The sequence below is a fragment of the Amycolatopsis solani genome (assembly GCF_033441515.1).
GTDB classification, from domain to species: Bacteria; Actinomycetota; Actinomycetes; order Mycobacteriales; family Pseudonocardiaceae; genus Amycolatopsis; species Amycolatopsis solani.
The window spans coordinates 1,733,013-1,752,357 of the sequence record NZ_JAWQJT010000002.1; the positions used below are offsets into that span (position 1 = coordinate 1,733,013).

Annotated in this window: 19 protein-coding genes; 14 read left to right on the top strand and 5 right to left on the bottom strand. The window is 72.8% G+C overall.

Annotated features, from left to right (window positions below; all coding sequences use genetic code 11):
- Positions 1 to 123 precede the first annotated feature (123 nt).
- Positions 124 to 1,242 carry an acyl-CoA dehydrogenase family protein gene (locus SD460_RS28440; RefSeq protein WP_290061544.1) on the bottom strand — a complete coding sequence of 373 codons (1,119 nt, stop codon included), beginning with the start codon at positions 1,240 to 1,242 and terminating at the stop codon, positions 124 to 126.
- Positions 1,243 to 1,414: 172 nt separating this feature from the next.
- Between SD460_RS28440 and SD460_RS28445 the strand changes: the two genes are divergently transcribed.
- From SD460_RS28445 to SD460_RS28510, 14 genes are all read left to right on the top strand, one after another.
- Positions 1,415 to 2,524 (top strand): LLM class flavin-dependent oxidoreductase, encoded by a 1,110-nt coding sequence (locus SD460_RS28445; protein WP_290061542.1) that lies wholly within the window; start codon positions 1,415 to 1,417, stop codon positions 2,522 to 2,524.
- A complete protein-coding gene (locus SD460_RS28450; protein ID WP_290061541.1) occupies positions 2,521 to 3,192 on the top strand; it encodes an alpha/beta hydrolase in 672 nt (223 codons plus the stop codon). Before SD460_RS28445 ends, SD460_RS28450 begins: the two co-directional genes overlap by 4 nt.
- Before the next feature lie 8 nt (positions 3,193 to 3,200).
- The gene (locus SD460_RS28455) at positions 3,201 to 3,623 is read left to right on the top strand and encodes an RrF2 family transcriptional regulator (RefSeq protein ID WP_290061540.1); all 423 of its coding nucleotides are present in this window, start codon (positions 3,201 to 3,203) and stop codon (positions 3,621 to 3,623) included.
- 10 nt (positions 3,624 to 3,633) lie between these two features.
- Positions 3,634 to 4,062, top strand: a complete 429-nt coding sequence (locus SD460_RS28460; protein ID WP_290061539.1) for a cupin domain-containing protein — start codon at positions 3,634 to 3,636, stop codon at positions 4,060 to 4,062.
- 3 nt (positions 4,063 to 4,065) lie between these two features.
- Entirely contained in the window at positions 4,066 to 4,791 is a 726-nt protein-coding gene (locus SD460_RS28465) for a DsbA family oxidoreductase (protein WP_290061538.1), read from the top strand.
- A 101-nt stretch (positions 4,792 to 4,892) separates the two neighbouring features.
- The gene (locus SD460_RS28470) at positions 4,893 to 5,861 is read left to right on the top strand and encodes an ABC transporter substrate-binding protein (RefSeq protein ID WP_290061537.1); all 969 of its coding nucleotides are present in this window, start codon (positions 4,893 to 4,895) and stop codon (positions 5,859 to 5,861) included.
- Positions 5,858 to 6,631 (top strand): ABC transporter permease subunit, encoded by a 774-nt coding sequence (locus tag SD460_RS28475; RefSeq protein ID WP_290061536.1) that lies wholly within the window; start codon positions 5,858 to 5,860, stop codon positions 6,629 to 6,631. The genes SD460_RS28470 and SD460_RS28475 overlap by 4 nt, the downstream gene beginning before the upstream one ends.
- A 9-nt stretch (positions 6,632 to 6,640) precedes the next feature.
- Positions 6,641 to 7,609: an aliphatic sulfonate ABC transporter substrate-binding protein gene (locus SD460_RS28480; RefSeq protein ID WP_318306972.1), complete on the top strand. Its 969-nt coding sequence runs from the start codon at positions 6,641 to 6,643 to the stop codon at positions 7,607 to 7,609.
- Positions 7,606 to 8,304, top strand: a complete 699-nt coding sequence (locus tag SD460_RS28485; protein ID WP_318306973.1) for an ABC transporter ATP-binding protein — start codon at positions 7,606 to 7,608, stop codon at positions 8,302 to 8,304. The genes SD460_RS28480 and SD460_RS28485 overlap by 4 nt, the downstream gene beginning before the upstream one ends.
- Positions 8,301 to 9,770 carry an FAD-dependent oxidoreductase gene (locus tag SD460_RS28490; protein WP_318306974.1) on the top strand — a complete coding sequence of 490 codons (1,470 nt, stop codon included), beginning with the start codon at positions 8,301 to 8,303 and terminating at the stop codon, positions 9,768 to 9,770. The genes SD460_RS28485 and SD460_RS28490 overlap by 4 nt, the downstream gene beginning before the upstream one ends.
- Positions 9,767 to 10,120: a 4Fe-4S dicluster domain-containing protein gene (locus tag SD460_RS28495; RefSeq protein WP_290055628.1), complete on the top strand. Its 354-nt coding sequence runs from the start codon at positions 9,767 to 9,769 to the stop codon at positions 10,118 to 10,120. The genes SD460_RS28490 and SD460_RS28495 overlap by 4 nt, the downstream gene beginning before the upstream one ends.
- On the top strand, positions 10,117 to 11,175 hold the full coding sequence (locus tag SD460_RS28500; protein WP_318306975.1) for an LLM class flavin-dependent oxidoreductase: 1,059 nt from the start codon (positions 10,117 to 10,119) through the stop codon (positions 11,173 to 11,175). The genes SD460_RS28495 and SD460_RS28500 overlap by 4 nt, the downstream gene beginning before the upstream one ends.
- A complete protein-coding gene (locus SD460_RS28505; RefSeq protein WP_318306976.1) occupies positions 11,172 to 13,394 on the top strand; it encodes a molybdopterin-dependent oxidoreductase in 2,223 nt (740 codons plus the stop codon). Before SD460_RS28500 ends, SD460_RS28505 begins: the two co-directional genes overlap by 4 nt.
- A complete protein-coding gene (locus SD460_RS28510; protein WP_290055625.1) occupies positions 13,394 to 13,882 on the top strand; it encodes a flavin reductase family protein in 489 nt (162 codons plus the stop codon). Before SD460_RS28505 ends, SD460_RS28510 begins: the two co-directional genes overlap by 1 nt.
- A 3-nt stretch (positions 13,883 to 13,885) precedes the next feature.
- Here the strand turns inward: SD460_RS28510 and SD460_RS28515 are convergent, their stop codons facing one another.
- The 4 genes from SD460_RS28515 to SD460_RS28530 are packed head-to-tail and all read right to left on the bottom strand — an operon-like array spanning position 13,886 to position 19,191.
- Complete coding sequence (locus SD460_RS28515; protein WP_318306977.1) at positions 13,886 to 15,595, bottom strand: dipeptide ABC transporter ATP-binding protein; 1,710 nt, start codon at positions 15,593 to 15,595, stop codon at positions 13,886 to 13,888.
- Positions 15,592 to 17,262 carry an ABC transporter substrate-binding protein gene (locus tag SD460_RS28520; protein WP_290055623.1) on the bottom strand — a complete coding sequence of 557 codons (1,671 nt, stop codon included), beginning with the start codon at positions 17,260 to 17,262 and terminating at the stop codon, positions 15,592 to 15,594. The genes SD460_RS28515 and SD460_RS28520 overlap by 4 nt, the downstream gene beginning before the upstream one ends.
- Positions 17,263 to 17,272: 10 nt before the next feature.
- Positions 17,273 to 18,268: an ABC transporter permease gene (locus tag SD460_RS28525; protein WP_290055622.1), complete on the bottom strand. Its 996-nt coding sequence runs from the start codon at positions 18,266 to 18,268 to the stop codon at positions 17,273 to 17,275.
- Positions 18,268 to 19,191 (bottom strand): ABC transporter permease, encoded by a 924-nt coding sequence (locus SD460_RS28530; protein WP_290055621.1) that lies wholly within the window; start codon positions 19,189 to 19,191, stop codon positions 18,268 to 18,270. Before SD460_RS28530 ends, SD460_RS28525 begins: the two co-directional genes overlap by 1 nt.
- Between the last annotated feature and the right edge of the window lie 154 nt (positions 19,192 to 19,345).

Here is a 19,345-nt window from a genome sequence, read left to right on the forward strand (position 1 = left end):
GGTCGACGGCACTGGCCACAGCCATCGAGTTTCGCCCGTGGTGATACCCGCCGCGGCCGGCGCGCTCTTGTCGAGTCCTACCGCGCCGGCGTCAACCACCCGCGGCCTGGGACGCCACCGTCGTCAGTCCAAGGTGGACCGACCCAGTGCGGTGAGCACCGCGTCGTCCTGGGGGGTGTGGACGCGGCTGCACAGGACGTCGCGGTAGTGGCGCTGCAGCGGGTTCGCCCGTGTCAGGCCGGGATTCCCGGCCAGGGCGGCAGCTTGCTCGACCGCCTCGATCAGCGCGCGGGTGGCGAGCACCTTCGCCACCCCTGCGTTCGCCGGTGCTTCAGGGTCGCCCTCGTCGATGCGGCGGGCGAGGCCGAACAGGATCTCCTGCGCGCCCGTGATGCGTGCGGCGATCTCGCCGACGCCGGTCTGGAACCTCGGCAACGTCGACAGGGGCTTGCCCAAGCCGCTCGGGATGCGGTCGCGCAGGAATCCCGTGAGCCAGTCCAGTGCGTTGCGGGCCACGCCGAGGTAGAGGGCCGGGAGCGCGAGCTGGAACGCCAAAGCGGCGGGCCGGCGGGTGGTGTCCGGTGTGGACAGTCCGGTGGTCGCCTCGGCCGGGACGGGTACGTCGGTGAAGACGACGTCGTGGCTCGCGCTGGCTCGGAGACCCAGGTGGTCCCACGTCGGCTCGATCGCGATGCCCGGGCTGCCGCTGCGCACGAGGAAACCGCCGACGCGCGGGGACGGCTCGTCGGTCCGGGCCCACACCACCATCCAGCGCAAGCCTTCCGAGCCGGTCGAGTAGATCTTGCGGCCGGAGAGGCGCCAGCCGTCCGCGGTCCGGCGGGCGATCGTCGCGGGCAGGCCGCCGCGGGTCGGCGAGCCCAGCTCGGGCTCCACGCGCAACGCGTTGATCAAGACCGGACCGGGTTCGGCGAGCGCTTCGCGGTAGAGGTCTTCCGGCCACGTCGGATCCGCGGCCTCCCCCGCGTGGACGAACAACGTCATCGCGGTCACCAGGGCCACCGACGGGTCGCCGCGGCCCAGCTCCGCCAGCAGCCGCGCGGTGTCGAGAACTCCGGCGCCGGGGCCGCCGTGGCGCGGGTGCACGGTCGTCGTCAGCAGGCCGGCCTCGTGCACCAGGGCGACGCCCTCGTGCGGGAACGTCGCGTCGCGGTCGTGCTCACCGGCGCGCCCGGCCAGTTTCGCGACGAGGGAAGGCAACGCGGCCAAATCGGGTGGGGGCACGGGCACGAGTTCCTCCGGTTCGCTCGCCGGTCCTGGGGCGGACTTTAAGGGGGCTCGCCAGACACGACCAGGGCCGTCCACCAAATGGACACCCCGGGATGCCCAATTGACAGCGCACCACCCGGTGCCGTTACCTGGCGGAGCGTTTCCCCTGCGGCGAAAGGAAAAACCGATGCCCGTCGAGTTCGTCGGCATGATCGGCACCCGGGACGCGAGCGAAACCCGCCCGGCCAGGGGCCCGGTCATCGACCCGGCCTACGTCCGGCGGTTCGCCCGGGCGCACGAAGACGGCGGGTTCGACCGCGTGCTGATCGGCTACGGCGCGGGCTGGCCCGAGGGCCAGCAGGTCGCCGCCTACGCGGCCGCGCACACCGAGCGGCTCGGCCTGCTGATCGCCCACCGGCCCGGGTTCGTCGCGCCGACGCTGGCCGCACGCGCCTTCGCCACGCTGGACCACTTCAGCGGCGGACGCGTCGCCGTGCACACGATCACCGGCGGCAGTGACGTCGAGCAGGCCCGTGACGGCGACTACCTGACCAAGGACGAGCGGTACGAGCGCACCGACGAGTACCTGGAGGTGCTCAAGCGCGCGTGGACGTCCGGGTCCGCGTTTTCCCACCACGGCAAGCACTACCGGCTCGACGACTACACGCCGCAGGTGCGGCCGCTGCAGAACCCGCGGATCCCGCTGTACTTCGGCGGCTCGTCCGAGGCGGCCTACCGCGTCGGCGGCAAACACGCCGACGTCTTCGCCCTGTGGGGCGAACCGCTGAAGGAGACGGCCGAACAGATCGCGTCCGTCCGGGCGGCGGCCCAGGCCGCCGGACGGCTCACCCCGCCGGGGATCAGCGTGTCCTTCCGGCCGATCCTCGCCCCGACCGAGGAGCTGGCCTGGGAACGGGCCGAGCGGATCCTCGACACGATCACCGCGTCCGGCGCGGCCAAGGCGGCCCGCGAGTGGCGCGACGGCGGCCCGCCCACCAACGCGGGCAGCGTGCGCCTGCTCGCCGCGGCCGCGAAGGCCGACCGCCACGACCGGGCACTGTGGACGCCCACCGCCGCGGCCACCGGCGCCGCGGGCAACTCCACGGCGCTGGTGGGCACGCCCGAGACGGTGGCGCAGGCCCTGCTGGACTACGTGGACATCGGCGTCACGACGCTGCTGATCCGCGGCTACGACCCGCTCGACGACGCCATCGACTACGGCAGGCACCTGCTGCCGCTGGTCCGTTCGGAGCTGGCCCGGCGCGACCGGCGGCCCGCCGCGGTGGCCGCCGTATGACGCTCGCCGGCCCGCTGCACTGGGCTCCGCCCGAGGGCGTGACCGTCCGCGGCACGGTCGTGCTGCTGCCCGGCCGCGGCGAGCACCCCGGCGTCTACGCCCGGCTGGGCGCCCGCCTGGCGTTCGACGGCTACCGGGTCACCGCGGTGGCCTCCGCGGCCGAGGTCGAGGGCGCGATCCGCGGGGGCCCGGTCCCGGTGGTCCTGCTCGGCCACGACACCGGCGCGATCCGGGCGCTGGCGCTCGCCGCCGAGCTGCCGGTGCACGCGGTGGTGGCCGCGGGCCTGCCGTTGTCGGCCGAGCACGCCGCCTTCCGGACCTGGGAGGAGGAGCTCGACGCGCGGACGGCGTGCCCGGTGCACCGCACCCTGCTCGAGGCCGACGACCGGCTGGACCGCGGCGCGCTGCTCGCCGACCCCGCCGACCTCCCGGTCGTGATCCCGCAGAGCCCGGTGCTCGTGCTCCACGGCGGCGCGGACGCGGTCGCCGGCCCGAAGGCCGCCCGCGCCTTCGCCGAAATGCTGCCGTCGGGCCGGTTCGTGCTGGTCGACAGTGGCCGGCACGACGTGCTCAACGACGTCGCCCACCGCAGCGTGGCCGCCGAGATCGTCCAGTTCCTGGAGTGGCTGCGCGCCGGGACGCGCGGGCCGGTCCTGGTGCGGGGATGATGGCGGGCATGCGCATCTCGGCCAGGGCGGACTACGCGATCAGGGTGCTGCTGGAGCTCGCCGCGGACACCTCGCGGCCGATCACCTGCGAAGCCGTCGCGTCCACCCAGGGCATCCCGGCCCGGTTCATCAAGGCGGTCATGCGGGACCTGCGCCAAGCCGGGCTGGTCCGCAGCCAGCGCGGCTGCGAGGGCGGCTACTGGCTGGCCAGGCCGGCCGGAGAGGTGACCGTGCGGGACGCCGTCGTCGCCGTCGACGGCGAGTTCCTCTCCGTCCGCGGCGAACCGCGGCCCGCGCTGGCCTACCACGGCACCGCCGCCGGGCTGACCCCGTTCTGGTCCGGTGTCGAAGCCGGCCTGGACGCGCTGCTCCGCGCGACGACGCTCGCCGACCTGCTCACCGGCGCGGCCGCGGCCCGCGTCGCCACCTGAAGGGACTTCCATGAGCGACCTCTGGCACCAGCCGCTGCGCCACATCCGCGGCGCCGACCTGACCGGCGACACCAACCAGACGACCGGGATGAAGCGCCTGGAGGCCATCTCCGGCAAGACCGTCGGGTCGTCGAAGGTGTGGATGGGCGAGACGCACGTCGCGCCGGTGACCAACTCCGGCGACCACCACCACGGCGAGGCCGAGACCGCGATCTACGTCAAGTCGGGCCACCCGGTGTTCGTCTTCGCCGACGGCGACGAGGAAATCCGCATCGAAACCGGGCCCGGCGACTACATCTTCGTGCCGCCGTACGTGCCGCACCGCGAGGAGAACCCGACCGACGAAGAGGCGGTGGTCATCATCGCGCGCAGCAGCCAGGAGGGCATCGTGGTCAACCTGCCGAGCCTGTGGTCCCCGGTCGACGTGCCCGAGGACTGAGGCGTGCCGCTCGACGTCGTCGAATACACCGATCCCGCCTGCCCGTGGGCGTGGGGATCGGAACCGAAGTTCCGCCGCCTGCGCGCGGAACTGCCCGGCGCCCGGTGGCGCCGGGTCTTCGGCATCCTCTTCGACGACGACGAGGACCCCGCGCCGGATCCGGCCGCGGAAGCCGCGTGGTACGCGAAGTTCATCGACGGCGTCACCGAGCACACCGGCGCCCCCAAGCCGCCCCGCCTCGCCTGGGTCGCCCGGACGAGCTGGCCGGCCTCACTGGCCGCGAAAGCCGCTGAGGCACAAGGGGAAACCGTCGCCGAGCAGGTGCTGTGGCGGCTGCGCGAGACGACGTTCGTGCGCGGTACCCCGGCCGACGACACCGAGCGCGTGCTCGCCGCGGTCACCGGCGTTCCCGGCCTCGACCTCGAGGCGTTGCGCGCCGCCATGACGAGCGACGAGGTCCGTCAGGCCGTGCGTGACGACTGGCGCGAAACGCGGAACCCGTGCCCGGAAGTCCTCGACATCACCGCGCCCGGCCCGCACAGCGGCCGCGCGAAGCACCTCGAACACCACGTCCGCTACGCCCTGCCCACACTGACCTTCACCGGTCCCGGCGGCCGGTTCGTCGTCCCCGGCTGGCGTCCGCTCGGCGAATACTTCGACGCCGCACGGGCCGCGACGGTCCACAGTGGATCTCTTCCCGGCTCGTGGGAACCCGCGCGGGAGCGTTGACTCTCCCCGGGCGCCGGGGAAAATAGACACATGCCGGTGACAGATTAGCCCGGCCCCCACCACCGATCCTCCGCGCCCGATACCGCATTGGGGAGTTCCACATGCCCTCGAAACCCCGGCTCGCCCTGCTCGTGGCCGCGCTGCTCGGCCTCACCGCGCTCACGGCGTGCGGAACGTCCACTTCGGACGCTTCCGGCGAGGTCTTGCTGCGCGTCGGCGACCAGACCGGTGCCACGCAGTCCCGGCTGAAGGCCGCCGGACTGCTCGACAACCTGCCGTACAAAATCGAGTGGTCGCAGTTCGCCGCCGCGGTCAACCTGCACGAAGCCCTGCGCGCCGACGCGATCGACATCGGCGGCGCCAACGATTCCCCGACGGTGACGGCGATCGCCGGCGGCTCGAAGATCAAGGTCGCCGCGGCCTGGAGCAACGGCGGCAAGGGCACCTACCTCCTGGTGCCCAAGGACAGCCCGGCCCGCACGGTCGCCGATCTCAAGGGCAAGCGGGTCTCCCCCACCACCCGCGGCAGCGTCGCGCACTACCTGGTGATCGGCGCGCTCAAGCAGGCCGGGCTCTCGGACAAGGACGTCACGCTGAACTTCCTCGCCCCGTCGGAAGCGAACGGCGCGTTCTCCACCGGCAACATCGACGCCTGGGCCACCTGGAGCGTCTACGCCGCCCGCGCCCGCGGCGAACTCGGCGCGCGCGTCCTGTCCGACGGCGCGGGCATCAACTCCGGCCTCAACGTCCTTTCGGCCACCGACAAAGCGCTGGGCGACCCGCGCAAGCGCACCGCCATCCAGGACTTCGCGAGCCGCGTCGACAAGAGCTACGCGTGGTCCAAGGACAACCCCGACGCCTTCGACAAGTGGTACGCCGGCTTCGCGCACCAGCCGATCGAAATCGCGAAGCAGGTCCGCCCGGACGAGACGACCTACCAGCGGATCCCGGTCGACGCCGCACTGGCCGCCCAGTTGCAGAAGACCTACGACACCTGGGTGCAGCAGGGCCTGTTCCCCGGCGGGAAGAAGCTGAGCGACTACGTCGACTCCGGGCTCGATCCGCGATGACCCGCTTCCCGTACCGCGCGGTGTCGTGGCTGACCCCGGTCGCCCTGCTCGTCGTCTGGGAACTGCTGGCGCGGACCGGGATCCTGCCGAAGCAGGTGCTGCCCGCCCCGAGCGGCGTGCTGGTCAAAGCGGGCGACCTGCTGGCCGACGGCGAGCTGGTGACCAACCTGCTGGCCAGCCTCCAGCGCTCGGCCACCGGGTTCGCGATCGGCGCGAGCCTCGGCCTCGGCGCCGGGCTGGTGGTCGGACTGTCCAAAGTGGCCGAAGCACTGCTGGACCGCAGCATCCAGATGGTCCGCGCGGTCCCGTTCCTGGCCATCCTGCCGCTCGTCATCGTCTGGTTCGGGATCGGCGAGGCCGGGAAGATCTTCCTGATCTCCCTCGGCACCGCGGTCCCGCTGTACCTGACGACCGTGCTGGGCATCCGGCAGATCGACCCGAAGCTGCTGGAGATGACCGACGTAGTCGGCCTCGGCCGGGCCGCGCAGATCCGCTGGGTGGTGCTGCCGGGCGCACTGCCGTCGATCCTCGGCGGCCTGCGGCTGTCGCTCACCGCCGCCTGGCTGGCCCTGGTCATCGCCGAAACCCTCGGCGCCGACGCGGGACTCGGGTTCATGGCCACCAACGCCCGCGAGTTCCTGCAGACCGACGTGATCGTGCTCGTCGTGCTCATCTACGCCGTGATCGGGATCCTCTGCGACCTCGTCACCCGTCTCCTCGAACGCCGGCTGCTGCGCTGGCACCCCACCTACGCCCGCCTGACCGCCTGAGGACCCGCCATGACGCTCTCCCGACGTACGTTCCTGACCGCAGCCGGCCTGACCGCGCTGGCCGCCCCGCTCGCCGCGTGCGCCGCCGGCTCGGCCGGCGGCGCCACCCAGGGCAAGGTCCGGCTGACCTACAGCACGATCTCCGTCCCCAAGGCCCGCGGGGTGCTGGAGAAAACCCTGAAGGAGCAGGGCATCGCGGTCGAATGGGTGGGCCCGTTCCCCAACCACGCGCCCACCCTGCAGGCCGTCGTCGGCGGCACCGCCGACTTCAGCTTCGGCGGCAGCACCACCCCCGCCGACCAGGCCATCCTCTCCGGTGCCGACCTCGTCTACGTCGCCTGGGCCGCCTCCACCCCGCGCACCACGGCGATCGTCGCGGGCGCGCACACCGGCATCGAGAAGGTCGCCGATCTGGCGGGCAAGACGGTCGCGGTCAACAAGGCCGGGCTCGGCGAGTTCCTGCTGGTCGCCGCGCTGGAGAAGTACCAGGTGCCGCGCGAGTCGGTGAAGATCACCTACCTCAACCCGCCCGAGGCGTCCGCGGCCTTCGGCGCCGGCAAGATCGACGCCTGGGCCATCTGGCAGGGCTTCCGCGAGATCGCCGAGGTCCAGTACGGCGCCAAGCCGATCTTCGTCGACGGCGACGAGCTGGACTTCCAGATCGACTTCACCAGCTACCTCGTCCGCCGCGACTACGCCGAGCAGAACGCCGACACCATCCGCAAGGTCGTCGCCGCGTTCCAGGCCGACTACGAGTGGCAGAACCAGCACTACAAGGAATCCCTGGACATCGGCAACGCCGTCTCCCACTACCCGCAGGCCGTGCTGGACAAGATGTCGGCCAAGAACGTGCAGACGAAGCTGTCGCTCATCACCGACGACGGGATCGCGCAGCTGCAGCGCGGCGCCGACTGGCTCACCCAGCGCAAGATCCTCAGCGGCCCGATCACGATCGCCGACCACGCGGTGAAGCTGTGACGACCGCCGTGCGCGTGCGCGCGCTGACCAAGAGCTTCGGGCCGCGGACCGTCCTGGACGGACTCGACCTCGACATCGCGCCCGGCGAGTTCGTGGCTCTCATCGGGGAAAGCGGCTGCGGCAAGACCACGTTGCTGCGCTTGCTCGCCGGGCTCGACCAGCCCGAAGCCGGCGAGCTCGAAGCCCCGGCCGAGCGGATGGTGGTGTTCCAGGAACACCGGCTGCTGCCGTGGCGGCGGGTGTGGCAGAACGTCGCCGTCGGTCTCCCCCGCGAGGCCGCCGCCCGTGCGCTGACCGAAGTCGGCCTGGCCGGGCACCTCGACGCCTGGCCCGTGACGCTCTCCGGCGGTGAGGCCCAGCGCGTCGCCCTCGCCAGGGCACTGGTGCGCGAGCCGCGGCTCCTGCTGCTCGACGAACCCTTCGCCGCCCTCGACGCGCTCACCCGGATCAAGATGCACGCGCTGGTCCGGCAGCTCGTCGCCGTGCACCGCCCGGCGGTCCTGCTGGTCACCCACGACGTCGACGAGGCCATCCTCCTGGCCGACCGCGTGGTCGCGATGCGCTCCGGCCGGCTCGCCGCCGAGCACCGCGTCGACTTCGACGGCGAACGCAGCCGCAGCAACCCCGGGTTCGACGAGCTGCGCCACCGGCTGCTGGCCGAACTCGGCGTCGCCGAACTGGCCGAGACCCGGTGAACGCCGACGTGCTCGTCATCGGCGGCGGCCTCGCCGCGACCTGGACCGCCTTGGCCGCGGCCCAGGCCGGCGGCGACGTCGTGCTGGTGGACAAGGGCTACTGCGGCACCAGCGGCGTCACGGCCACCGCCGGGGTGACGCACTGGTTCGTCCGGCCCGAGGACCACGAGCGCGCGGTGACCGAGCGGCACGCGCACGCCGGCGGGCTCGCCGACCGCGAGCGGGCGCTGCGGGTCCTGCGCACGACGTGGGACCGGCTGCCCACGTTGGACCGGTACTACCCGTTCCCGGTCCGCGACGGCGAACCCGACCGCGGCAACAACGTGCGCGGACCCGAGTACCTGCGGGCGATGCGCGGCCTGATCCACCGCGCCGGCGTCCGGATCCTCGACCACCACCCGGCACTGGAACTGCTGCTGCGCCCCGACGGTTCGGTGGGCGGCGCGGCCGGCGTCCGGCGCCAGGCGGGCGGCACCTGGGAGGTCCACGCGGGCGCGGTGGTGCTGGCCACCGGCGGCACGGCGTTCCGCTCGCACCTGCTCGGCTCGCGCGGCAACACCGGCGACGGCCACCTGATGGCCGTCGAAGCGGGCGCCCGCCTGTCCGGCATGGAGTTCTCGAACTACTACACCCTGGCCCCGGCGTTTTCGACGATGGCGCGCTCGATGTCCTACCTGTTCGGCACCTTCACCGACGCCGATGGCCGGACCATCGAGCTGCCGTCCGGACCGGACCGCAACCGCGTCCTCGGCGCGGCGCTGCTGCGCGGCCCGGTGTACACGACGCTCGACCGCGCGCCGGAGTGGGTGCGCCGCAAGATGCCCGTGGTGCAGCCGAACTTCCTGCTGCCGTTCACCCGCCGCGGCATCGACCCGTACACCGACCGGTTCGAGGTCACCTTGCTCGGCGAGGGCACCATCCGCGGCGTCGGCGGACTCGTCACCGGCGAAGACTGCGCCACCGGCGTGCCCGGCCTGTTCGCCGCCGGCGACGTCGCGAGCCGGGTCCCGGTGGTCGGCGCGATCTCCGGCGGTGGCTCGCCCAACTCGGCGTGGGCGGTGTCGTCGGGCACCTGGGCCGGTCGCGCGGCGGTCCGCCACGCCCGGTCGGCCCGGCCCGCGCCCCTGCACCCGGCCGGCCGCGCCGGGATCCGCCCCGGCGGGCGTGCGGCCACAGTGGACACCGCCGCCGTCGTCGACGTCGTGCGCGAGGAGCTGAACGCCTACGACAAGAACATGTTCCGCGACGAGCCGGGTCTCCGCGCCTCGCTGTCCACATTGGATTCCCTGTGGACGGAAGTCGAGTCCTCGCTCACCGGAGAAGGCCGGGACGCCGTGACGGCGCGCGAGACGGCGTCCCTGGTCGCCATGGGCCGCTGGGTCAAGGAAGCCGCGCTGCGCAGGCGGGAAACGCTCGGCATGCACTGGCGCACGGACGCCCCGGACGGGCAGGAGGCCGCCGCGTGATCGAACTCGTCCTCGCCGACCGCTGCATCGCCTGCGACAAGTGCGTCCAGGTGTGTCCCAGCGACGTCTTCGACGCCGTGCCCGACGCCGTGCCGGTCATCGCCCGCCAGAGCGACTGCCAGACCTGCTTCCTCTGCGAGCTGTACTGCCCGGCCGACGCGCTGTTCGTCGATCCGGACTGCCGCACCCCCGTCAGCGTCGACGAAACGGCCGTCCGCGCCACGGACTGGCCCGCGCAGTACCGGCGCGACTCCGGCTGGGGCCGGGCGCGCCGCACCCACGCCAACGAAAGCTGGCGGATGAGCGACATCTTCGCCGCCGCCCGCGCCCTCGGACAGGAGACCCCGTGACGCTCGAATTCATCGGTTACGCCGCCGGCCGCCAGGCCAGCGAGATCGTCGCCCCCGAGGGCCCGATCATCCAGCCCGGCTACCTGCGCGAAGTCGCCCGCACCCACGAGGAGGCCGGGTTCGACCGCGTCCTGATCGCGCAGTCGGCGAGCAGTCCGGACGGCTTCGTGCTCGCCGACCAGGTCCTCTCCGCCACCGAGCGGCTCGGCGTGCTGCTCGCCCACCGGCCCGGGTTCGTCGCGCCGACCCAGCTGGCCCGCAAGTTCGCCACGCTGGACGCGTTCCACCCCGGCCGGATCGCGCTGCACGTGATCACCGGCGGCGACGACGCCGACCAGGCCCGCGACGGCGACTTCACCGACAAGCCCACCCGCTACCGCCGCACCGACGACTTCCTGTCGGTCGTGCGGCGGACGTGGGAGTCGGCCGAGCCGTTCGACCACGAAGGCGAGTTCTACCGCGTCCGCGGCGCGCTCTCGGACATCCGGCCGGAGCGGCCGATCCCGGTGTACTTCGGCGGCGCGTCCGAGGACGCGATCCGGGTCGGCGGCAGGCACGCCGACGTCTACGCGTTCTGGGGCGAGCCCCTGGCCGGCATCGCCGAGCGCATCGGCCAGGTCCGGGCCGCCGCGGCCGGCCGGGACATCGCGTTCAGCGTCAGCCTGCGGCCGATCCCGGCGGCCACCGAAGCCGAGGCGTGGGAGCGGGCCCGCGACATCCTGCGGCTGACCCAGGACCGCGTCGGCGAGTTCAAGGGCCGCCGCGACTCGAGCGAAGCCGTCGGCTCACGGCGCCTGCTGGAAGCCGCGACGGCCGGCGAAGTGGTCGACGAGCGCCTGTGGACGGCGGTGGCCAAGACGACCGGCGCCGCCGGGAACTCCACCGCGCTCGTCGGCAGCTACGAGCAGGTGGCCGACTCGCTCCTGGACTACGTCCGGCTCGGCGTCGGCACACTGCTGATCCGCGGGTTCTCGCCACTGGCCGACGCCCGCGACTACGGCACCCTCGTAAAGCTCGTCCGGGAGCGGGCCGGCGCGGTTACCGTCGGGGCATGAAGCCGACCACATCGCACTGGGGAGCCTTCTCGGCCGAGGTCGGCCCGGACGGCCGGGTGCGCGTCGAACCGCACCCGGCCGACCCGGCGCCGTCACCGCTGCTGGGCAACCTGGCCGCCGCGCTGGACCACCCGAGCCGGGTCGCCCGGCCGGCGGTCCGCCGCGGCTGGCTCGAGAACGGTCCGGGCCCGGACGAGCGCCGCGGCCGCGACGAGTTCGTCGAGGTGCACTGGGACGACGTGCTCGACCGGCTGGCCGCCGAGCTGGCGCGGGTCCGGACCGGGCACGGCAACCAGGCGATCTTCGGCGGCTCCTACGGCTGGGCCAGCGCCGGGCGGTTCCACCACGCGCAGAGCCAGCTGCACCGGTTCCTGAACACGATCGGCGGGTTCACGTCGTCGCGCAACAGCTACAGCAACGGGACGTCGTCGGTGCTGCTGCCGCACGTCGTCGGCGACACGCACGCGGTGCTGCGGCAAGCGTCGACTTGGCCGACCGTCGCCGAGCACACCGAGCTGATCGTCGCCTTCGGCGGCGTCCCGGAGAAGAACGTCTTCGTCACCCCCGGCGGCGTCACCGTGCACGGGACACCGGGTCACCTCGCGCGGCTGCGGGCCCGCGTCGCGCTCGTCAGCCCGCTGCGCGACGACCTGCCGTCCACTGTGGACGCCCGCTGGTACCCGATCCGGCCCGCCACCGACACCGCGCTGATGCTCGCGCTGGCCCACACGCTCGTCGGGGAAGGCTTGCACGACCGGGAGTTCCTGGACCGCTACTGCGTCGGCTACCCGGAGTTCGAGCACTACCTGCGGGACAAGGACCCCGACTGGGCGGCCGCGATCACCGGCATTCCCGCCGCCGACATCGTCGCGCTCGCCAGGGAGATGGCCGCGCACCGGACGTTGATCACCGTCACGTGGTCGTTGCAGCGCACCGAACACGGCGAACAGCCGGTGTGGGCGGGCATCGCGCTGGCCGCGATGCTCGGGCAGATCGGCCTGCCCGGCGGCGGGTTCGGGCACGGCTACGGCTCGATGGGCGACGTCGGCGACACCGGCCCCGAAGAGCGCGTCCCGCACTTGCCGCAGGGGGTGAACCCGGTCGGCGAGTTCATCCCCGTCGCCCGGATCGCCGACCTGCTGCTCTCCCCCGGCGCCGAGTACGACTACGACGGCGAAGTCCGCCGCTACCCCGACACCCGGCTCGTCTACTGGGCCGGCGGCAACCCGTTCCACCACCACCAGGACCTCAACCGCCTGCGCCGCGCGTTCACCCGCCCGGACACCGTCGTCGTCCACGAACCGCACTGGACGGCCACGGCCCGGCACGCCGACATCGTGCTGCCCGCGACGACCGCACTGGAACGCGAGGACCTCGGCTCGGGCCGCCGCGACACCCACCTGATCGCGATGCACCGGATCGCTTCGCCGGCCGGAGAAGCCCGCGACGACTACGCGATCTTCGCGGCGCTGGCCTCCCGGCTCGGCGTCGGCGACGCGTTCACCGAAGGCCGCACCGCCCGGGAATGGCTGGCCCACCTCTACGGCGGCTGGCGCGCGGAACCGGCGTTCGAGCGGTTCTGGGCCGACGGCGAGCTGCGCCTCCCGCCCGGCCGCGAGCACCACACGCTGTTCGCCGACTTCCGCGCCGACCCGGTGGCGCACCCGCTGCGCACGCCCAGCGGCCGCATCGAGATCACGTCGGCGACGATCGCGGGCTTCGGTTACCCGGACTGCCCCGGGCACCCGGCCTGGCTGCCGCCGACCGAGTCCGGCCCGCTGTGGCTGATCGCCAACCAGCCGCACACCCGCTTGCACAGCCAGCTCGACGCCGGCGACGTCAGCCGCGCGGGCAAGGTGGCGGGCCGCGAGCGGATCCGCCTCAACCCGGCCGACGCGGCGGCCCGCGGCATCACGACCGGCGACGTCGTGCGGGTGTTCAACACCCGCGGCGCCTGCCTGGCCGGCGCGGTCCTCGACGACGCCCTCCGCCCCGGCGTGGTCCAGCTCCCGACCGGCGCGTGGTTCGACCCGGTCGACGACCACGCGAGCGGGCCGCTGTGCGCGCACGGCAACCCGAACGTCCTCACGGCCGACATCCCGTCGTCACGGCTGTCCCAGGGCTGCGCCGGCCAGCACGCCGCCGTCGACGTCGAACTCTTCACCGGTCCCGTCCCGCCCGTGCGGGCCCTGGATCCCCCGCTTCGGGAAGGACGCTGATGATCGACCTCCAGTCCGTGACGTCCGAGAGCCACCTGCGCGAAGCGTTCGGCTGCTTCCCTTCGGGCGTCACCGCGGTGTGCGCCCTCGACGACGGCGTCCCCCGCGGGATGGCCGCCAGCTCCTTCACGTCGGTGTCCCTGTCGCCGCCGCTGGTGTCGATCTGCGTCCAGCGGACGTCGTCGACGTGGCCACTCCTGCGGAACCGGCCCCGGCTGGGCCTCAGCGTCCTCGCCGAAGGCCAGGACGACGCCTGCCTCAGCCTCTCCGCCCGCGGCGGCGACCGCTTCCGCGACGTCGACTGGGAGCCCGGCCCGCACGACAGCGTGTTCATCAGCGGATCGAGTGCCTGGCTGGAGTGTTCCCCGTACGACGAGGTCCTGGCGGGCGACCACGTGATCGCCCTGCTGAAGATCCACCGCCTGCGCACGGCCGCCGCTCCACCGCTGGTCTTCCACGGCAGCCGATTTCGCCGGCTCGCCGCTTGACCCTCAACGCAGCTTGCGCCAGGCTTCGCGGCGCTGTCGCTGGGCTTCCGGGTCGGCGATCGGCGCCGCCGAAAGCAGCCGGCGCGTGTACGGGTGGGCCGGGGCGGTCAGGACCTCCTTGGCCGGCCCCTGTTCGACCACGTGCCCGCGGTGCATCACCGCGACACGGTCGGCGAGCTGCTCGATCACCGCGAGGTCGTGGCTGATGAACAGGCACGCGAAGCCGAACTCGTGCCGCAGCTCGCGCAGCAGGGTGAGGATGCGGGCCTGGATCGTGACGTCGAGCGCGCTCGTCGGCTCGTCGGCCACCAGCAGGTCCGGGCGCAGCGCCAGGGCCCGCGCGATGCAGGCGCGCTGCCGCTGGCCGCCGGACAGTTCGTGCGGGTAGCGCGAAGCCAGCGCCGGGGACAGCTGGACGGCTTCGAGCAGCTCACCGACCCGGCGGTCCACTTCGGAGCCGCGGGCCGCGCCGTGCAGCCGCAGCGGGGTCGCGACGCTTTCCCCCACCGGCGTACGCGGGTTGAGCGACGACAGCGGGTCCTGGAACACCACCCCGATCCGGCGCCGCAGCGCCTTCGCCGCCCGGCCGCGCAGCCGGGTGATGTCCGCGTCCCCGATGCGCACGGATCCCGCCGTCGGCGCGAGCAGCCCGGTGACCGCCCTGGCCACCGTGCTCTTGCCCGAGCCGGACTCCCCGACCAGGCCCAGCACCTCCCCCGGCTCCACGTGCAGGCTCACCGCCGAGGCCGCGTGGACGGCCATCGCGCGGAAGCGGCCGCGGTAGGTCACCGACAGGTTCTCCACGCGCAGCAGCGGCGCCTCCGCGGGGACGTCCGGCACCGACGCCACGGCGGGGTGCTCTTCCGCGGCGACGTGGCCCGGCCCGGCCGTGACGCCCGCGGCCGGCGCGTGGTCGAGCCCGGTCGCCGCCGCGGTGCTGAGCGAGACGACCGAGCCGAGCAGCTGCCGCGTGTAGTCCTCGGCCGGCGCGGTGAAGATCGTCCGGACGTCACCTTGTTCGACGACGCGCCCGTCGTGCATCACGACCACCCGGTCGGCGAGGTCGGCGACCACGCCCATGTCGTGCGTGATCAGCAGGATCGCCGTGCCGAGCCGGGACCGCAGGTCCCGCAGCAGCTCGAGGATCTCGGCCTGCACGGTGACGTCCAGCGCGGTTGTCGGCTCGTCGGCGATCAGCAGCTTCGGCTCGTTCGCCACCGCCATGGCGATCACGACGCGCTGCAACTGCCCGCCGGACAGCTCGTGCGGGTACGCCCGCACCCGCTCGCGCGGGTTCGGCAGCCCGACGACGCCCAGCAGTTCGATCGCCCGCTCGCGGGCCGCGGCCGCGGTCAGCTCCTGGTGCGTGCGGATCGCCTCGACGACCTGGTCGCCGATGGTGAACACCGGGTTCAGCGCGCTCATCGGCTCCTGGAACACCATGCCGACGTCACCGCCGCGCACCGCGCGCAGCTCGGCCGGCGTCATCGCGTAGAGGTCCCGCCCGGCCAGCTCCGCCCGGCCCGTCACGCGGGCCGTGGGCGGGAGCAGGCCGAGCAGGGACATCGCGGTGACCGTCTTGCCGGAGCCGGACTCCCCGACCACCGCGACGACTTCGCCCGCGGCGACCTCGTAGCCGGCCCCGCGCACGGCTTCGACGTCCCCGAACGAGACCGCGACGTCGTGCAGCCGCAGGAGCCCGGCTCCGGTCACTGGACGATCCCCAGCTTGCGGTAGTCGACGTACGCCGGGAACCGGCCGATCTCGACGCCGCCGACCTGCGAGCCGTGCAGGAACGAGTTGCGCGTGTAGATCAGCGGCACGACGGGCGAGTCGGCGAGGATCTTCTTGTCCAGCGCCGCCCACTTCTTGCCCGCTTCGGCCGGGTCCACAGTGGCCTGTGCCTCGCCGATCAGCTTGTCGACCTCGGGGTTGCTGTACCGCGACTCGTTGTACCCGCCGTTGCCGATCTCCGTGGACTGGAACAGCGGCTGGATGTTCGCGTTGGCCGACGGGATGTCCGGCTGCCACGAGGTGAGCGTCAGGTCGTAGTCCGACAGGCCCTTGGTGTCCACTTCGGACGTGTAGGTGTCGTCGTCGAGCGGCTTGATGGAGACCTTGATGCCCGCGCGTGCCAGCGACGCCTGGATCGCCGCGGCCTTCTCCGGGAAGCCCCGCTCGTTGTGGGTGGCCAGCGCCAGGCCGTCGAGCCCGTTCGGGAAGCCCGCCTCGGTCAGCAGCTGCTTCGCCTTCGCCACATCACCGGACGGCGGCGCCGGGTACAGGTCGTACTGCTCGCGGCCCTGCAGGCCCGGGGTGATGAGCGTGGTGGCGACGTCCCCGGCCAGCTGGGCGCTGCCGGCGCTGGCGACCTGGTAGGCGGCCTTGTCGACGGCGTACTGGAACGCCTGGCGCACCTTCGGGTTGGTGAGGTTTCCGCGCTGGGTGTTCAGCGAAAGGTAGGCCAGCGCCCCGGATTCCGACGTCACCAGCCGCGACTTCGCCGAGGCGTTGCCCTGGATCTGGGCCAGCTGGGCCGGCGAAGCGAACGACATGCCGAACGCGGCGCGGTCCTTGCCCGTGTCGTCGACCAGGCGCTTGGAGATGACGCCGGTGTCCTGGCCGAGCTCGAAGTCGATGGTGTCCGGTTCGGCGAGCCGCGTCTTGTCTTCCACGCGGCTCCAGTTGGGGTTGCGGGTGAGCTTCGCGGACTTGCCGCGCTCGTAGCTCGCCAGCTGGTACGGGCCGGACGCGACCGGGTGGTCACCGTAGTTGGCCTCGGCGCCCTTGCCCCGGGGCACCGGGGAGAACGCCGGGGTGCTGGCGACCCAGTTGAAGTCGCCGTACGCGCGCGCCAGGTGGAAGACGACGGTCTTCGCGTCCGGCGTCTGGATGGTGTCGAGCTCCTTGCCGCCGTCGAACGGGCCCTTGTACGCCAGCCCCGGCGAGAGCAGGTCCTTGTGGTAGGCCAGGCCACCGGAGAAGGCGGGCGCGAACGACCGCTCCAGGCCCCACTTGACGTCCGCCGAGGTGATCGGCGTGCCGTCGGCGTACTTCAGGTTGTCCTTGAGGGTGAACGTCCAGGTCTTGCCGCCGTCGCTCGGCCGCCCGGTGTCGGTGGCCAGGTCGGGCACGATCGTGGTGTCCTTGCCCGGCGCGACGTCCCACGACGTCAGCCGCCGGTGGATCAGGCCCAGGGTGGTGACGACGAGGTTCGAGCTCTTCGCCGGGTCCCAGGTGATCGACGGCGCGTCGTTGAGCAGGACGAGGTTCCCGCCCGGCTTGACCGCGCCGCCCTGCGAAGCCGGTGTGTCGTTGGCCCCGCACGCCGTCAGCAGCGTGACGGCGGCCAGCACCCCCGCGAACCGCAGCTTTTTCATCGTGTCCCCTTCAGACGAGGCGGGCTCGCGGATCGAGCGCGCCGTAGCAGAGATCGACCAGGAAGTTCAGGACCGTGACCAGCAGGGCCGAGAACAGCGTCACGCCCAGCAGCACCGGCAGGTTGAGCGAGGCGATCGCGTCGACGAGCAGCCGCCCGACGCCGGCCATGCCGAAGATCCGTTCGGTGATCACGGTGCCGGCCAGCAGCGCGCCGAGGTCGACGCCGAAGACCGTGACGACCGGCAGCAGGACGTTGCGCAAGGCGTGGCGCCCCACCACCTTCCGCTCGGTGAGGCCCTTGGCCCTGGCCGTGCGGATGTAGTCCTCGCCGAGCGTCTCGAGCATCTGGCCCCGCGTGAGCCGCGCGTAGATCGCGGCGTGCAGGAACGCCAGCACGAACCAGGGCAGCACGAGGTGCCACGCCCACTGGGCGGGATCCTCGGTCAGCGGCACGTAACCGGACTTCGGGACGACGTCGAGGGCGAACGCGAAGATCGTGATGCCGATCATCCCGGCCAGGTAGGCGGGCATGGACACCCCGGCCATCGCGGCGGCCATGGTGATCCGGTCGGTGGCGCTGCCCCGGCGCAGCGCCGAAAGCACGCCGAGCCCGACGCCGGCGACGATCCAGATCGCGGCCGCGCCCAGCGCCACCGAGAAGCTGACCTCGATCCGGCCGCCGATCTCGCTCAGCACGTCCACGTTGTTCTGGAAGTCCCACCCGAAGCACGGCGCCGTGCAGTGGATCGCCGCCGCGCCGGTGCCGAACGTGCGGCCGCCGATGATGCCGCCGAGGAAGTCGAAGAACTGCCCGTACCACGGGACGTCGTAGCCCATGAACTCCCGCGCGAGCTGCAGGCCTTCCGGCGAACACGGACGGCCGCACGCCATCCGCGCCGGGTCGGCGGGCAGGACGTAGAACACCACGAACGTCACGAAGGCGACGACGAACAGCACGAGCAGCATCCCGGCGAACCGGGTCGCGACGAAGCGGGCGGTGCGCATCAGGCCGCACCCCCGGACCGCGGGTCGAGTGCGTCGCGGATCGCGTCGCCGACGACGTTGAACGCCAGGGTGACCAGGAACAGCAGCGCCCCGGGGAAGACCAGGTACATCGGGTCGGTCTCGAAGAAGTCGATGGCCGTGCTGATCGTGCGGCCCCAGCTCGGCGTCGGCGGCAGGACACCGACGCCGAGGAACGACAGGGCGGCCTCGCTGCCGATCATCGACGGGATGGCGAGGCTCGCCACGACGATGACCGGCGCCCAGAGGTTGGGCAGCAGCTCCTTGGTGAACACGTGCCACGGGCCGCCGCCGATGACCCGGGCCGCGGCGACGAAGTCGCGCTGGGCCAGGGTGAGGGTCTGGGCCCGGACGATCCGGGCCACGCGCGGCCAGCCGAAGAGCCCGAGGACGACGATCAGCGTGACCTGCCGGGGGAAGTCGATCGGCAGGACCGCGCCCAGCGCGATCATGAAGATCAGGTACGGGAAGCCGAGGATGACGTCGGCGGTCCAGGTGACCAGCCGGTCCCACCAGCCGCCGAGGTAGCCGGCGCTGACCCCGATCACGACGCCGAGCGCGGTGCCGAGCACGGTCGCGCCGAGCCCGACGAGCAGCGACGTCCGGGCGCCGCGGGCGACGAGCGCGAAGAGGTCGACGCCGGTCAGCGGCTCGACCCCGAACCAGTGGGCGCCGCTCACGCCGCCGAGCGTCCCGGCGGGCAGCCCGGTCGGGCCGAGCGTGCCGATGTCCGGCACCAGGCTCTGCCCTTCGGCCAGCACGAACAGGTCGGCCGCGGCGGCGAGCAGCACGATGAGGACGATCAGCACCACGCAGGTGGACGTCCACCACCCGGAACGGACGGCACGCCACACCGCGGCGGGCAGGGAGCGCGCCGCGAGGGGCGGCAGGGCAGGGGCGGACACAGCACCTCAAGGTTCAGCCGATCGAGTGACAATCGGGGACCTTAGGGAGATTCCGCGGTGATCGATCCACCGTCTCACCATGTGGACGGCAAGTAACGTCCGCCAGGCGGGATCCGGGTACTTCGCCAACGACGTGAATGACTCATTCCTGTCG

Excerpts from the sequence above, each read along its gene's own strand:
- SD460_RS28520 (WP_290055623.1), bottom strand. The coding sequence starts at position 17,262 with ATGAAAAAGCTGCGGTTCGCGGGGGTGCTGGCCGCCGTCACGCTGCTG.
- SD460_RS28505 (WP_318306976.1), top strand. The coding sequence starts at position 11,172 with ATGAAGCCGACCACATCGCACTGGGGAGCCTTCTCGGCCGAGGTCGGC.
- SD460_RS28525 (WP_290055622.1), bottom strand. The coding sequence starts at position 18,268 with ATGCGCACCGCCCGCTTCGTCGCGACCCGGTTCGCCGGGATGCTGCTC.
- SD460_RS28480 (WP_318306972.1), top strand. The coding sequence starts at position 6,641 with ATGACGCTCTCCCGACGTACGTTCCTGACCGCAGCCGGCCTGACCGCG.
- SD460_RS28470 (WP_290061537.1), top strand. The coding sequence starts at position 4,893 with ATGCCCTCGAAACCCCGGCTCGCCCTGCTCGTGGCCGCGCTGCTCGGC.
- SD460_RS28455 (WP_290061540.1), top strand. The coding sequence starts at position 3,201 with ATGCGCATCTCGGCCAGGGCGGACTACGCGATCAGGGTGCTGCTGGAG.
- SD460_RS28445 (WP_290061542.1), top strand. The coding sequence starts at position 1,415 with ATGCCCGTCGAGTTCGTCGGCATGATCGGCACCCGGGACGCGAGCGAA.
- SD460_RS28460 (WP_290061539.1), top strand. The coding sequence starts at position 3,634 with ATGAGCGACCTCTGGCACCAGCCGCTGCGCCACATCCGCGGCGCCGAC.
- SD460_RS28450 (WP_290061541.1), top strand. The coding sequence starts at position 2,521 with ATGACGCTCGCCGGCCCGCTGCACTGGGCTCCGCCCGAGGGCGTGACC.
- SD460_RS28510 (WP_290055625.1), top strand. The coding sequence starts at position 13,394 with ATGATCGACCTCCAGTCCGTGACGTCCGAGAGCCACCTGCGCGAAGCG.
- SD460_RS28475 (WP_290061536.1), top strand. The coding sequence starts at position 5,858 with ATGACCCGCTTCCCGTACCGCGCGGTGTCGTGGCTGACCCCGGTCGCC.